Below are 12,710 nucleotides of genomic sequence, written 5' to 3'. Positions count from 1 at the left end.
TCTTAACTGAAGTTCGCAGAAAGCTCGTTTGTCGCCAACATTGATAAGGCGCATATTCAGCTCAAGTCAAACAAAGCTGAACTGAAAGGATGTCTGCCATGATCGAGATGACAACAAACCCCGCAGCCGCCCGCGCCTTTCAGCGGGCCCATGCTGAACGCGGTAAGATGCTTAAGCAGGCCATGAACTGGCTTTTTGGTTCCCGCTGAACGCAGCGCGCGCGTCCTTACGGGATAAAAGAAGGGCCGGTCTAAAGAGACCGGCCCGTTTTTTGTTTCTGTGTTCGGATTAGACGAAAAACTGTGCACCGTTGGCCGAAATGGTCGAGCCGTTGATAAATTGAGAATCGTCCGACGCCAGGAACGCAACGCAGCGTGCGATTTCCTCGGGCTCACCCAGGCGACCAGCCGGGATTTGCGCAACGATGGAATCACGTACTTTTTCAGGGACCGCCATGACCATCTCGGTTGCGATGTAGCCGGGGCAGATCGCGTTTGCGGTGATGCCTGCGCGCGCGCCTTCTTGCGCGAGGGATTTCACGATGCCCAGATCGCCTGCCTTGGTCGCGGCATAGTTCACTTGCGCGAACTGGCCTTTCTGACCGTTGATCGAGCTGATGACGATGATGCGGCCGAACTTGCGCTCGCGCATTCCAGGCCAGACCGGGTGCACGGTGTTGAACACACCTGTCAGGTTGGTGTCGATTACCTGATGCCACTGTTCCGGGGTCATCTTGTGGAACGGCGCATCGCGGGTGATGCCTGCGTTGGCGACCACGATGTCGATCGGGCCGACCTCGGCCTCGACCTTTTCGATCCCAGCCTTGGACTCGTCATAGTCGGCAACATTCCATTTGTACGTGGCGATGCCGGTTTCCTCGGTGAATTTTGCTGCGGCTTCGTCATTGCCGGCATAGGTGGCTGCAACATTGTATCCTTCAGCCTTGAGCGCCTTGGAAATTGCTGCGCCGATGCCGCGGGAACCGCCGGTGACGAGTGCTGTACGTGCCATTTAGGACTCCTCCAATTCATATTGTCTTGGTAATGCTGTTACTTTGAGAGGTGATCTTGCGCAATATTATTTCGCTCTGAATTTTGAAGTTCCGCACGGTAATATCGTCGCATCTGTGGGGCAGGCCCCAGTGTAACAAAAAAGGGCGCCCACCGGACGCCCCTTTGTATTCGGGTTTCAAGCCACTTAGTCGCGCTCCACACACAGGGCGACGCCCATGCCGCCGCCGATGCAGAGGGTCGCGAGACCCTTTTTCGCGTCGCGGCGCTTCATTTCGAACAGAAGCGTGTTCAGAACCCGGCAGCCCGAGGCACCGATCGGGTGGCCGATGGCAATCGCGCCACCATTCACATTCACGATCGACGGGTCCCAGCCCATGTCCTTGTTGACGGCGCAGGCCTGTGCGGCGAAGGCTTCGTTGGCCTCGACCAGATCCAGATCGTCAACCGACCAGCCGGCTTTTTCCAGCGCCTTGCGCGATGCATAGATCGGGCCGACGCCCATGATCGACGGGTCCAGACCCGCGGTGGCATAAGATGCGATGCGGGCCAGAGGCTCAATCCCGCGTTTTTCCGCATTCTCGGCCGACATCAGCAGGGTCGCCGCCGCACCGTCATTCAGACCGGACGCATTCGCCGCCGTGACCGAGCCGTCCTTGGTGAACGCGGGGCGCAGCTTGGCCATCGCCTCCATCGTTGCGCCTTGGCGGATGTATTCGTCGCTGTCCATCACGATGTCGCCCTTGCGGGTCTTGATGGTAAAGGGCGTGATCTCGTCAGCGAACTTGCCGGCTTTTTGCGCGGCCTCGGCTTTGTTCTGGCTGGCGACTGCGAATTCGTCCTGCGCATCGCGGCTGATCTGCCATTTCTCGGCCACGTTTTCAGCGGTCTGACCCATGTGGTAGCCGTTGAACGCATCCCACAGACCATCGCGAATCATGGTGTCGATGTATTTCATGTCGCCCATCTTGTGACCAGCTCGCAGCGCAGCGGCGTGGGGGGACAGGGTCATGTTTTCCTGGCCACCGGCGGCGACGATATCCGCATCGCCCAACTGGATGTGTTGCGCGCCCAGCGCAACCGCCCGCAGGCCCGAACCGCAGACTTGGTTGATGCCCCAGGCGGCGCTTTCTTTGGGTAGACCGGCGTTGATATGCGCCTGACGCGCGGGGTTCTGACCCTGCGCGGCGGTCAGTACCTGACCCATGATGGTTTCACTGACTTCGCCTTTTTCGATTCCGGCACGCTCAACCACGGCCTCAAGAACTGCCGTGCCGAGGTCATGGGCAGGGGTGTTGGCGAATGATCCGCCGAAGCTGCCGACGCCTGTGCGTGCTGCGGATGCAATTACTACGTTGGTCATTAAGACAATCCTTTACCATCAAGGTTCTGTGGGAAACATGACGGCGCAGGTCGCAGGGGTGGCCCCTGACAGAAAGAGCGCCTCGTGATCCCCCGCTCCAACTGCACTTGGAATAGCGCAATGCTGCAGTTGCAGCAATGGTCAGCTTGTCTCAGGCGGGGTTTGGGCGGATTGTTCCCGGTTAACTTGCTGTTTTAGGTGTTTTTTCCGCCTTCCACGGAGACTTGATCGAAGGCGAGCCGAACAAAAAACCCTGAAGGCAGTCAACGCCGTTAGCGATAAGGAATTCCGCGTCTTCTCTGGTTTCTACCGATTCGGCGGTGACCAGAATTTCAAACTCACGCGCGACGGCGATCAGGGCGCGCACCAGTGCCTGATTGTCAGGGTTGGTGCTGATGCCGCGGACAAATTGGCCATCTATTTTGGCCGCATCGAACAGGAACTCGCGGAAATGACGAAAGCTGAAATTGCTGGCGCCAAAATCATCCAGTGCAAACGCAACCCCCCGAGGCTGCATACGGTCCATGAAGTCGACCACAAGATCAGGCAAGGTCATGGCCGAGCTTTCCGAAATTTCCAAAATCAAGCGCTCACCTATGCTAACGTCCTTCTTGAGAAACCGTTCCATCACGCGGGACCATCGCCCATACCCGATCGAACGTGCGGACATGTTAATCGACATTCGGATGTCGGGATTCCGGGCCAGCGTGCGCAATCCCATCTCAAGCGCGACGCAGTCCACTTCACGACCGATTGAAGTCTTTTCCAGTTGCGGCATGAATTCACGCGCAGGGATCACCCGGCCTGTTTCGTCCAGAACCCTGATGAACGCCTCATAAAATGCGACGCCGTGCGGAGGGCTGGCCTGTATAACGGGTTGGAAAGCCAGTTTGCATTGTTTGTGCTTTATCGCTTCGGAGGCCATTTGTACCGCCGTCGCATCGCGCGAAGTGACGGCCGCATTCAGGGGGTTTTCCGCCCCCTCGGGCATGTCTGCCAGTGTTTTGTCCTGCATGAGTCTGCCAATCCCTGCCGCCATAGGTCAGGTTTCGATTTCAAGGCATACTCGTGAATTTGCAGTTAACGGTGGGTGGGAATGATCCGTGCGTCAGCGTTATCGTGCCGCTTCCCAAGCTCGCCCCAGAGACGCAGCGGCCCCGATTACGGCTCCGGTAAAGCCAAGCGCCAACATGGAAAACCCAATTGCAATCAACAGGGGCAACGCTCCGCTTAACGCGGCGAACATTGCAACCAGCAAACCAGTCAGACCCAATATGGTCGATGCGGTCATAAATCGGGTCATGTCCTGCCTCCTGCTGTGTGTTTCGCGTATCCCGTTGATATGGATTGCGCGCATCACATTTCAAGATCAGACATAAGTTGGGTGGAGGCGTCAGACGCGCTTTGCCTGCGAATTGGGCATTTCTGTTTCGAATTGTTCAAATCCGGGCGACCCGCGATCTTCGGGATGGCGGGCAATGTGCTTGGCTTTGATCTGTTCCGAGTTGTCGCGGCTTCCGTCGTGGCTGTAGCCCGGAGGCGCGAAGCAATAGGCAAGCCGCTGCCGCACTGTCAGCCCCGGTTGCGTGGCGTCACGCCAGATACCGACCCATTCATGGAAGGCGACCCGCAAAGGGTTGAACGTGCCGATGTTGTGAACCAGACCATAATCGACTTTGTCGTCTTCCTGCTCGGGGACGAAGGTGCCAAACAGTTTGTCCCAGATGATGAAGGTGCCCGCATAGTTGCAATCGAGATAGCGTGCGTTGCGGCCATGGTGGGCGCGGTGATGGCTAGGGGTGTTCATTACGGCCTCGAACCAGCGGGGCATTTTCTTTATGGCTTCAGTGTGAATCCAGAACTGGTAGACGAGGTTCACACCGCCGCAGAACAGCACCATTGCAGGGTGGAACCCCAGCAGGATCAATGGTGAACGAACGACCATCATGAAGGTGAATGAATAGGTCCAGGTCTGTCGCAACGCCGTTGTCAGGTTGTAGTGCTGCGAACTGTGGTGGTTCACATGGCTGGCCCAGACCCAGCGGATGCGATGACCGAAACGGTGCACCCAGTAATACCGGAGATCATCCAGCACGAAGCACAGGATAATCACCGGGATCGACGTGCCCAGATTCAGCGGAGTGATTTGCCAAAGCCACATGAACCCGGCCCATATCAAGAACCCCACCATGAGATCCGAGGCGATATTGCCGGCCCCCATGATCAACGAAGTGACAGAATCCCGGGTCTCGTACCGGCCCCCTTTGCCTTTCACGGCGATCCATATGAATTCGGCCAGAATGGCGGCAATGAAAAAGGGAATGGCCCATTGCACGGCGTCTGGAAATGTAACTTGATCGGTCATGCAGGCTCCAACAGAAGTTGCCAGTGCTGGCGTTCGAATTCGTCTAGGCGGACAAGGACTTTGGGTGTGCCGAATTCGTGGAAAAAGACTTCAAATCCGTCCGGATGGTCCATCCAGTCAAAGTCCAGCAAATGACGGGCCACAGTGTCTGCGCCAAAGGACCACACCAGCCCGCTACCAGAAGGGGTGCGGATCAGCGCGCTATGGCCATCATGGGCCACTGTCACATCTATGATGTCATCATCCGGCACATGGCGCAGCCATTCCGACCGCGCGCTTTCCGGCGTCAGAGTACGCACACGGGATTTGCCCGAGAGATGCATCATCAACGTGATCCCGGCGATTCCTCCAACCACCAGAACCAGCAGTAATTCAAGCGGCATAGCCTTCCTCCCGACGGGCAGAGTGCAAATCCCGGCGGAAACTGTCAAAGGTGGCGTCGCGTCAGCTTGCCGGGGCGTCGGTCAAGACTTCGTGTTGAACAACGCGTCTGACGAACGGGACCAACCCTTCGGGACCGGAGGCCCGATCTTTGAGGTGGATACAGATATCCGGCCTGCGTGACGCAATTATTCCAACCAGTTCGCCACGTATTTTGTCGTCCAGCCCTGCTCCAATTATGGCGCAGGCAATCTGCGGTTCGGCATCCAGTTGCCGCCTGACTTCGTCCTGATCATGCGCGCCGAGCCATTGAATGGGCATATGGTCCAATTGCTGCGCAACATCACCGATCACATTTGGCAAACGGCCAATCAGTAAGACTACCGGTTTCATCGCCGTCTCCCTTTCTGCAGGTTACAAACGAAAACCGGCCCGTTGGGGCCGGTCTTAGTTTAGCACAGAATGGAGTTTGGTGCGTTGGGCCTAGCTTTCCGCACCCACCAGAGCCGCGATAATCGCTTTCGCGCTGTCTGAATTCCACTCGGCATCTCCGATAAGCCGGGCGATCTCGTCGCCATTGGGATCCAGGATCACGGTAATCGGTAAGGCAATCACACCGAACTCACGCGCAACAGCCGAGCCCGCATCCTGATGGCGGGGCAAGTTATCGATGCCGTTTTCCTCGAAGAACTTCTTGATCCCGGCGGCCGAGTTGCGGCCTGTGGCCAGGGTGACAACCTCGAACTTGTCGCCGCCGAACTCTTCCTGCAGTTCAGCAATCTGGGGCATTTCCTTACGGCAAGGGGCGCACCACGTGGCCCAGAAGTTCACCAGAACATACTTGCCATTGTAATCCGCCAGCGTTGCGGTGCCGCCGTCATCTTCAAGCTGGAATTCGACCAACTCATGAGGTTTGGGTTCTTTGTGCAGGATCAGCCGTTTCAGCGTGCCGTCACGGAGCGGCTTCAGAGATTCGACATCCGCAGCCAAAGCCGCATTTGCACCCAGCGCAAGGGCCATATAAAGGGGGATCAGACGAAATAGGCGCATATCAACTCCGGGTTTTCTTACATGACCGATCAATCCTCGAACCAGATGTGGGGCGGCCGCTTTGCCGCCGGTCCAGACGCGATCATGGAGGCAATCAATGCCTCGATCGGGTTCGATCAGCGGATGGCAGCCCAAGACATCGCAGGCTCGCGCGCCCATGCCGCCATGCTGGCTGCCACAGGCGTCATAAGTGATAGTGATGCGCAGGCCATTCGGGAAGGGCTGCTCACAGTCTTGTCAGAAATTCAGTCCGGTTCGTTTCAGTTTTCAACCGCGCTGGAAGACATCCACATGAATGTCGAAGCGCGCCTGAAAGAGGTGATCGGAGAACCCGCAGGCCGTTTGCACACAGGGCGTTCGCGAAACGATCAGGTCGCGACGGATTTCAAACTCTGGGTCCGCGATCAGTTTGATGCCGCCGAAACCGGCCTGCTGGCCCTGATCCGCGCGCTGCTGACACAGGCCGAGGCCGGGGCTGATTGGGTCATGCCCGGTTTCACCCATCTGCAAACGGCGCAACCAGTCACTTGGGGCCATCACATGATGGCCTATGTCGAGATGTTTGGCCGTGACCTGTCGCGTGTGCGAGATGCGCGCGCACGGATGAACGAATCCCCCTTGGGTGCTGCAGCGCTGGCCGGAACGTCCTTCCCAATTGATCGGGACATGACCGCGCAGGCGCTGGGCTTTGACCGCCCCGCCGCGAACTCGCTAGATGCGGTCAGCGATCGTGACTTTGCGTTGGAATTCCTGTCGACGGCTTCGATTTGCGCCGTCCATCTTTCGCGCTTTGCCGAAGAGCTGGTGATCTGGTCTTCGGCCCAGTTCCGATTTGTCACGCTGTCGGATCGGTTCTCGACCGGCTCGTCGATCATGCCGCAAAAGAAAAACCCCGATGCGGCCGAGCTGATCCGCGCCAAAGTTGGCCGTATCTACGGCGCGAACACCGCGCTGATGATGGTGATGAAGGGTCTGCCGCTGGCCTATTCCAAGGACATGCAGGAAGACAAGGAACAGGTCTTTGACGCCGCCGACAACTGGATGCTGGCGCTGGCTGCGATGGAGGGGATGGTCAAGGACATGACCGCCAACCGCGACAGTCTGGCGGCTGCGGCGGGGTCTGGGTTCTCGACCGCGACCGATCTGGCCGATTGGCTGGTGCGGGTGCTGGGCCTGCCATTCCGCGACGCGCACCACGTCACCGGTTCGTTGGTCGCGATGGCCGAAAGCAAGGGCTGCGATTTGCCTGACCTGACGCTGGAAGACATGCAATCGGTTCACGCGGATATCACCGAGGATGTCTATTCTGTTCTTACCGTCGAAAACTCGGTAAACTCGCGTCAGTCCTACGGCGGCACAGCCCCGGATCAGGTGCGTGCCCAGATCAAGCGGTGGAAGGCGTTGGTGTAATGCAGATCATGCGAGTTTTGCTTTTGGTCTCGCTCGGAGCGGTACTGGTCGGGTGCGGCGCGGACGGCGAGCCGATTCAACCGACGATGAACGCCAATATCGGCGTCGGCAGCAGCGGCACGCATGTGGGTGGCGGAATTGGTCTGCAACGCGGCGGGTTGGGAATTTACCTGGGCCGCTGACGAACGAAGATTGCAATTCTCTGGCTCCGCGCCCATTTGCACCCGGTAACTGGCGCTTTGGCGCCTTAACTCCGAAGAGACACGAATGAAAACTATTGGCCTGATCCTGTCGCTTGCCGTTCTGGCGGCGTGTGATCCTTCGTACAACCCGCGCCCAGAGCCCGAGACCAACTCGGGCGGGTCAGGGATCAAGATTTCCGGCTACGGACGGGTCGGCGTTTCAACATCCAACTAATGCAACGCAAGGGCGCGCGCAGAATCCATTGATCCGCGCGCCCTTTTTGGTCTAAGCGCGCGGGTATGGATCACTTTCTATATCGCGACGGCGCGCTTTTCGCCGAGGATGTCCCAATCTCCGAAATCGCCGCGAGCGTCGGAACCCCTTTCTATGTCTATTCCACAGCGACCCTGCTGCGGCATTTCAAGCTGTTTGATGATGCGCTGGACGGCATGGACCACCTTGTCTGCTATGCGATGAAAGCGGCCAGCAATCAGGCGATCCTGAAGACGCTGGCGCAGGCGGGCGCGGGGATGGATGTGGTCTCGGGCGGGGAGTATCTGCGGGCCAAGGCCGCAGGCGTGCCAGGCGACAAGATCGTATTCTCGGGTGTTGGCAAAACGGCGGATGAGATTCGCACGGCGCTGACCGGCGGTATCCGCCAGTTCAACGTGGAATCCGAACCTGAAATGGAAGTGATCAACGCGATTGCGCTGGAACTGAGCGTTGTGGCACCGATCACCGTGCGGGTGAACCCGGATGTGGACGCCAAGACCCACGCCAAGATCGCCACCGGCAAGTCGGAAAACAAGTTCGGCATCCCGATCGCCCGCGCGTCCGAGGTTTATGCCCAAGCAGCCAGCCTGCCGGGGTTGGAGGTGATCGGCATCGATGTTCATATCGGCTCGCAGCTGACCGAGCTGGAACCGTTCGAGCTAGCCTATACCAAAGTCGCCGAGTTGACCGAGCAGCTGCGCGCCGAAGGTCACAATATCCGTCGTCTGGATCTGGGCGGAGGCTTGGGTATCCCCTATACTCGCGTGAATGATGCGCCGCCGCTGCCGGTGGAATATGGCGCGCTGATCCAGAAAACGCTGGGCCATCTGGGGTGCGAGATCGAGATCGAGCCCGGCCGCCTGATTGCGGGCAATGCGGGGCTGATGGTCAGCAAAGTAATCTACGTGAAATCGGGTGAAGGCCGTGATTTCCTGATCCTCGACGGGGCCATGAACGACCTGATCCGCCCCGCAATGTACGAGGCGCATCACGATATCGTCGCCGTGAATGAACCCGCGCCGGGGGTGGAACAGCAACTCTATGACATCGTGGGCCCCGTGTGCGAAACCGGCGATACATTCGCCAAACAGCGCAGCATGCCGCCGCTTGCGCCGGGCGATCTGGTCGCCTTCCGCAGCGCCGGGGCCTATGGTGCGGTGATGGCCAGCGAATACAATACGCGCCCTCTGATCCCCGAAGTTCTGGTGCATGGCGATCAATTCGCCGTAATTCGTGAACGCCCAAGCTTTGACGAAATGATAAACCGCGATACCATACCAGAGTGGCTTTGACGCGATAGGCGCGCGGGCCCGTTGACGGAGGCCCGCCTTGCGCACAAGACCGACCTTGCCGATCCCAAGACTGTCCCTGCTGCTGACGCATGCAGGGATGCTGGCCGAGCGAGTATGGCGTGCTTTTTGGCCGTTTTTTTCTGTACTTATGGTGATTTTGGCCGCGTTAATGCTGGGCCTGCAAGATCTTGTGACGGTTGAAACCGTCTGGATCGTCGGATCACTTTCGGTGCTGGGTCTTTTGGCTGCGCTGGCTTTGGGGGCAAGGCGATTCCATCTTCCGTCCCGGGCCGAAGCGTTGATGCGTCTGGATGAGACCCTTCCGGGCCGACCTATTCAGGCGCTTATGGACAGTCAGGCAATTGGCGCGATGGATGCGGACTCTGTCGCTTTGTGGCGCGCGCACCAAAACCGGATGGCCCAGCGTGCGGCACAGGCCGAGCCGGTCAAGCCAAACTTGCGCCTTGCGGATCGCGACCCCTATGCCCTGCGCTATTCGGCGCTGCTGGCCTTGGTGATCGCTGCCTTGTTCGGGTCGTTCTGGCGCATCGGATCGGTGGCCGAGATGACACCGGGGGCCGCGATGGCAGGGCAGGGGCCAAGTTGGGAAGGCTGGGTAGAGCCGCCAAGATACACCGGCCTACCGACGCTCTATCTGGCCGATCAATCCGACCCAACGCTGTCGATCCCGCAGGGCAGCCGGGTAACGCTTCGCTTTTATGGCGAGGTCGGTGCGCACAGCCTTACCGAAACAACCACTCCGCTGGGGACCGAAGCTGCAACCGCGCCCGAGCAGGAATTTGTTGCTGACCGGTCCGGGCTATTGAGGATTGATGGTCCTTCTGGACGAGATTGGACGCTGGATATCATAGCGGACGCGCCGCCCCAGATTGCCGTTGCGGATATAGCCGAGGCCGAAGCTGGAGGGCAGATGAAGCTGCCCTTTGCGGCTGGTGATGACTATGGCGTTCAATCCGGTTCGGCCACCATCGAACTCGACCTTGCCTCTGTTGACCGCCGTTATGGTCTGACGCTTGAGCCAGAACCACGCGATGTAATTTCCGTTGAATTGCCGATGCCGATTACAGGGGATCGCACCGACTTTATCGAGGACTTTATCGAGGATTTCTCGGAACACCCCTGGGCGCATCTGCCTGTCAAAATCACTCTGACCGCGCGCGATGCCGCAGATCAGGAAACGCAGTCCGAGCCGTATATGACGGCGCTGCCTGCCCGTCGTTTTTTCGATCCCTTGGCGGCGGCGATAATCGAACAGCGGCGCGATCTGCTATGGACACGCGAGAACGCCACGCGCGTTGCGCAGCTTTTGCGGGCAGTGTCTCATTTGCCCGAAGACGTGTTCCGATCGGATACGGCCTATCTGCGGTTGCGCGTGACGCTTCGGCGGCTTGAGACATTCACCGAATACGGCCTGAAACCGAAACAGCAGGCTGAGATTGCTCAGTCCCTGTGGGATCTGGCGGTTCTGATCGAGGAAGGAACGCTGGCGGATGCGTTGGAACGGATGCGTCGCGCGCAGGAACGCCTGACCGAGGCGATGCAGAACGGCGCAACCGATGAAGAAATCGCCGAGTTGATGCAAGAACTGCGCGAGGCTACGCAGGATTATATGCGGCAGCTTCAGCGGTTGGCGCAGGAAAATGGCGGTGAGGAAGGTCAGCAAGGTCAGAACGGCGAAACCATGCAAATGACGCAGGACGACCTGCAGCGCATGATGGACCGTATTCAGGAACTGATGGAACAGGGCCGTATGGCCGAGGCGCAGCAGGCGTTGGAAGAGTTCCAGCAGATGATGGAAAACATGCGCATCACGCAAGGTCAGGGTCAGGGCCAGCAGTCCGAAGGCCAGCAGGCGATGGAAGGTCTGGCCGAGACGCTGCGCGAACAGCAGGGGCTGAGCGATCAGGCTTTCCGCGATTTGCAGGAACAGTTCAATCCCGGCGCGCAAGCTGGTGAAAATCAGGGCAATGAAGGCCGAAATGGGGGTCAGGGCCGCGGCGAAAGCCACGAAGGCCAAGGTGGTCAGGGTCAGGGTTCGGATCAGGCCGGAGAAGGTCAGCAGGGTCAGGGATCGCTGGCCGATCGCCAGCAAGCCTTGCGCGATGAGCTTGGTCGGCAGCAACAGAACTTGCCCGGCGCTGGAACGCCCGAGGGCGAATCTGCCCGCGACGCGCTGGGTCGTGCGGGCCGCGCCATGGACGAGGCCGAGCAAGCGCTGCGCGGTGACGATCTGGCCGAGGCGATTGATCGCCAGTCCGAGGCGATGGAAGCCCTGCGCGAAGGTATGCGTTCACTGGGTGAGGCGTTAGCCCAGAACCAGCAGAACCAGCCCGGTCAAGGCGCGCAGGAAGGCGACATGCAGGCCAACAATCGCGATCCTCTGGGTCGTAGCCCGGGTGCAGCAGGGTCGATTTCAACCGATGACAACCTGCTGCAGGGCGAAGATGTCTATCGCCGGGCACGGGAATTGCTGGACGAAATCCGCCGCCGGACCGGAGAATCGGACCGGCCTGAGATTGAACTGGAATATCTCAAGCGACTGCTGGAGCGGTTCTAACGCGACAGGTCAGTTCTGCGGTGTGCCGGCTCCGGTCTGCGCCTCAAGCCAAACGCGTGCCTGATCGACAAGTGTCACATAGCCATCAAGGACAGGATCAGCCTGCGGTACGGCCTCGGAAATGCGTTGTGCGTTGCCGTAGATCAGGAACAGGATAACGCCAATGATGATCATCAGCAGGAAACCACGCCGGAACCCACCGCCAGACTTGCGCGGTACCAGTTCCACCTCTTTTTTCTTTTTCTTTTTTTTCTTGGGTGCGGGTTCTTCGCTACGCAGCGAGGAATTGATTGCGTCGACATCGGGAAGCGCGTCTTTCTGACCGGCATCCTCGGCCGTTTCCCTTGCCGTCAGGTCCTTGATTGCCTGCTCTGGCTCAGGCTCTGGAGGCGCGTCTAGCGCCAAATCGGGCTGCGTTTCCAGAGTTTCAGCTTCTTTCGCGCGCAGGTCAGCCTCACGCGCGGCTTCCTCTTTCAGGATGTTCGCTACGGCAGGATCAACGTTGCCCGACGCTGAGTCCTCGGACGGTTTGTCCTCGGCCGTTGGGGTATCCGGTTCCGCGTCCGCTGCAGGTTTTTGCGGTGGTTCCAGCGCAGGTTCTGCCGGGGTTTTCTCAGTCGTGCCGGTTTCGGGTTTCGCTGGTTCGGGCGTGGCCACGGGTTCTGGTTTTTTGCTTTGGAACCATGTTTTTTCGCAGTTGGAGCATTGAACGTCACGCCCCTCTGAAGGGATAACCTCGTCTGGCACCTCGTATTGGGCACCGCAATTCGGACAAGTAAGACGCATGCTGCCTCCCGGCCATAGT

The 12,710-nt window shown here is 58.9% G+C and carries 14 protein-coding genes; 5 read left to right on the top strand and 9 right to left on the bottom strand.

All coding sequences use genetic code 11. The annotated features are described in order from the left end of the window. Positions 1 to 288: 288 nt before the first annotated feature. The 8 genes from phbB to GOV88_RS06435 all read right to left on the bottom strand — a co-directional run bounded on the left by phbB (position 289) and on the right by GOV88_RS06435 (position 6,169). Positions 289 to 1,011: an acetoacetyl-CoA reductase gene (gene phbB / locus GOV88_RS06470; protein WP_171122624.1), complete on the bottom strand. Its 723-nt coding sequence runs from the start codon at positions 1,009 to 1,011 to the stop codon at positions 289 to 291. Between the two features lie 186 nt (positions 1,012 to 1,197). Then, positions 1,198 to 2,373, bottom strand: coding sequence for an acetyl-CoA C-acetyltransferase (locus GOV88_RS06465; protein ID WP_171239899.1), 1,176 nt, complete (start codon positions 2,371 to 2,373; stop codon positions 1,198 to 1,200). Between the two features lie 181 nt (positions 2,374 to 2,554). Beyond that, entirely contained in the window at positions 2,555 to 3,388 is an 834-nt protein-coding gene (locus tag GOV88_RS06460) for an EAL domain-containing protein (RefSeq protein ID WP_171239898.1), read from the bottom strand. Between the two features lie 99 nt (positions 3,389 to 3,487). Further along, the gene (locus GOV88_RS06455) at positions 3,488 to 3,676 is read right to left on the bottom strand and encodes a hypothetical protein (protein WP_171124402.1); all 189 of its coding nucleotides are present in this window, start codon (positions 3,674 to 3,676) and stop codon (positions 3,488 to 3,490) included. 90 nt (positions 3,677 to 3,766) lie between these two features. Then, complete coding sequence (locus tag GOV88_RS06450; protein ID WP_171122616.1) at positions 3,767 to 4,738, bottom strand: sterol desaturase family protein; 972 nt, start codon at positions 4,736 to 4,738, stop codon at positions 3,767 to 3,769. Next, on the bottom strand, positions 4,735 to 5,121 hold the full coding sequence (locus tag GOV88_RS06445; RefSeq protein ID WP_171122614.1) for a hypothetical protein: 387 nt from the start codon (positions 5,119 to 5,121) through the stop codon (positions 4,735 to 4,737). The genes GOV88_RS06450 and GOV88_RS06445 overlap by 4 nt, the downstream gene beginning before the upstream one ends. Positions 5,122 to 5,182: 61 nt before the next feature. After that, positions 5,183 to 5,512: a hypothetical protein gene (locus tag GOV88_RS06440; RefSeq protein WP_171239897.1), complete on the bottom strand. Its 330-nt coding sequence runs from the start codon at positions 5,510 to 5,512 to the stop codon at positions 5,183 to 5,185. Positions 5,513 to 5,602: 90 nt separating this feature from the next. Beyond that, positions 5,603 to 6,169 (bottom strand): TlpA disulfide reductase family protein, encoded by a 567-nt coding sequence (locus GOV88_RS06435; protein WP_171211755.1) that lies wholly within the window; start codon positions 6,167 to 6,169, stop codon positions 5,603 to 5,605. Between the two features lie 21 nt (positions 6,170 to 6,190). Here GOV88_RS06435 and argH point away from each other — a divergent pair, with 21 nt between their 5' ends. The 5 genes from argH (at position 6,191) to GOV88_RS06410 (ending at position 11,905) form a co-directional block, all read left to right on the top strand. After that, the gene (argH, locus tag GOV88_RS06430) at positions 6,191 to 7,579 is read left to right on the top strand and encodes an argininosuccinate lyase (RefSeq protein ID WP_171239896.1); all 1,389 of its coding nucleotides are present in this window, start codon (positions 6,191 to 6,193) and stop codon (positions 7,577 to 7,579) included. Beyond that, a complete protein-coding gene (locus GOV88_RS06425) occupies positions 7,579 to 7,761 on the top strand; it encodes an argininosuccinate lyase (protein WP_171211757.1) in 183 nt (60 codons plus the stop codon). Before argH ends, GOV88_RS06425 begins: the two co-directional genes overlap by 1 nt. Before the next feature lie 85 nt (positions 7,762 to 7,846). Continuing rightward, positions 7,847 to 7,996 carry a hypothetical protein gene (locus GOV88_RS06420; protein WP_171122604.1) on the top strand — a complete coding sequence of 50 codons (150 nt, stop codon included), beginning with the start codon at positions 7,847 to 7,849 and terminating at the stop codon, positions 7,994 to 7,996. A gap of 65 nt (positions 7,997 to 8,061) precedes the next feature. Continuing rightward, positions 8,062 to 9,327, top strand: coding sequence for a diaminopimelate decarboxylase (lysA, locus tag GOV88_RS06415; protein WP_171239895.1), 1,266 nt, complete (start codon positions 8,062 to 8,064; stop codon positions 9,325 to 9,327). Positions 9,328 to 9,364: 37 nt separating this feature from the next. Next, a complete protein-coding gene (locus GOV88_RS06410) occupies positions 9,365 to 11,905 on the top strand; it encodes a TIGR02302 family protein (RefSeq protein ID WP_254449178.1) in 2,541 nt (846 codons plus the stop codon). 9 nt (positions 11,906 to 11,914) lie between these two features. Here GOV88_RS06410 and GOV88_RS06405 read toward each other — a convergent pair whose 3' ends face one another. Beyond that, positions 11,915 to 12,691, bottom strand: a complete 777-nt coding sequence (locus GOV88_RS06405) for a zinc-ribbon domain-containing protein (protein WP_171239894.1) — start codon at positions 12,689 to 12,691, stop codon at positions 11,915 to 11,917. Positions 12,692 to 12,710 lie beyond the last annotated feature (19 nt).

The sequence above is a fragment of the Ruegeria sp. HKCCA5491 genome (assembly GCF_013034565.1).
In the GTDB taxonomy this organism is placed as follows: domain Bacteria; phylum Pseudomonadota; class Alphaproteobacteria; order Rhodobacterales; family Rhodobacteraceae; genus Ruegeria.
This window is presented reverse-complemented; position numbering and strand designations above follow the sequence as displayed.

Bases quoted from the DNA above. Each gene is read 5' to 3' on its own strand.
- argH (WP_171239896.1), top strand. From the start codon at position 6,191: ATGACCGATCAATCCTCGAACCAGATGTGGGGCGGCCGCTTTGCCGCC.
- GOV88_RS06425 (WP_171211757.1), top strand. From the start codon at position 7,579: ATGCAGATCATGCGAGTTTTGCTTTTGGTCTCGCTCGGAGCGGTACTG.
- GOV88_RS06440 (WP_171239897.1), bottom strand. From the start codon at position 5,512: ATGAAACCGGTAGTCTTACTGATTGGCCGTTTGCCAAATGTGATCGGT.
- GOV88_RS06405 (WP_171239894.1), bottom strand. From the start codon at position 12,691: ATGCGTCTTACTTGTCCGAATTGCGGTGCCCAATACGAGGTGCCAGAC.
- phbB (WP_171122624.1), bottom strand. From the start codon at position 1,011: ATGGCACGTACAGCACTCGTCACCGGCGGTTCCCGCGGCATCGGCGCA.
- GOV88_RS06420 (WP_171122604.1), top strand. From the start codon at position 7,847: ATGAAAACTATTGGCCTGATCCTGTCGCTTGCCGTTCTGGCGGCGTGT.
- GOV88_RS06460 (WP_171239898.1), bottom strand. From the start codon at position 3,388: ATGCAGGACAAAACACTGGCAGACATGCCCGAGGGGGCGGAAAACCCC.
- GOV88_RS06465 (WP_171239899.1), bottom strand. From the start codon at position 2,373: ATGACCAACGTAGTAATTGCATCCGCAGCACGCACAGGCGTCGGCAGC.
- GOV88_RS06455 (WP_171124402.1), bottom strand. From the start codon at position 3,676: ATGACCCGATTTATGACCGCATCGACCATATTGGGTCTGACTGGTTTG.
- GOV88_RS06450 (WP_171122616.1), bottom strand. From the start codon at position 4,738: ATGACCGATCAAGTTACATTTCCAGACGCCGTGCAATGGGCCATTCCC.
- GOV88_RS06435 (WP_171211755.1), bottom strand. From the start codon at position 6,169: ATGCGCCTATTTCGTCTGATCCCCCTTTATATGGCCCTTGCGCTGGGT.
- GOV88_RS06445 (WP_171122614.1), bottom strand. From the start codon at position 5,121: ATGCCGCTTGAATTACTGCTGGTTCTGGTGGTTGGAGGAATCGCCGGG.
- lysA (WP_171239895.1), top strand. From the start codon at position 8,062: ATGGATCACTTTCTATATCGCGACGGCGCGCTTTTCGCCGAGGATGTC.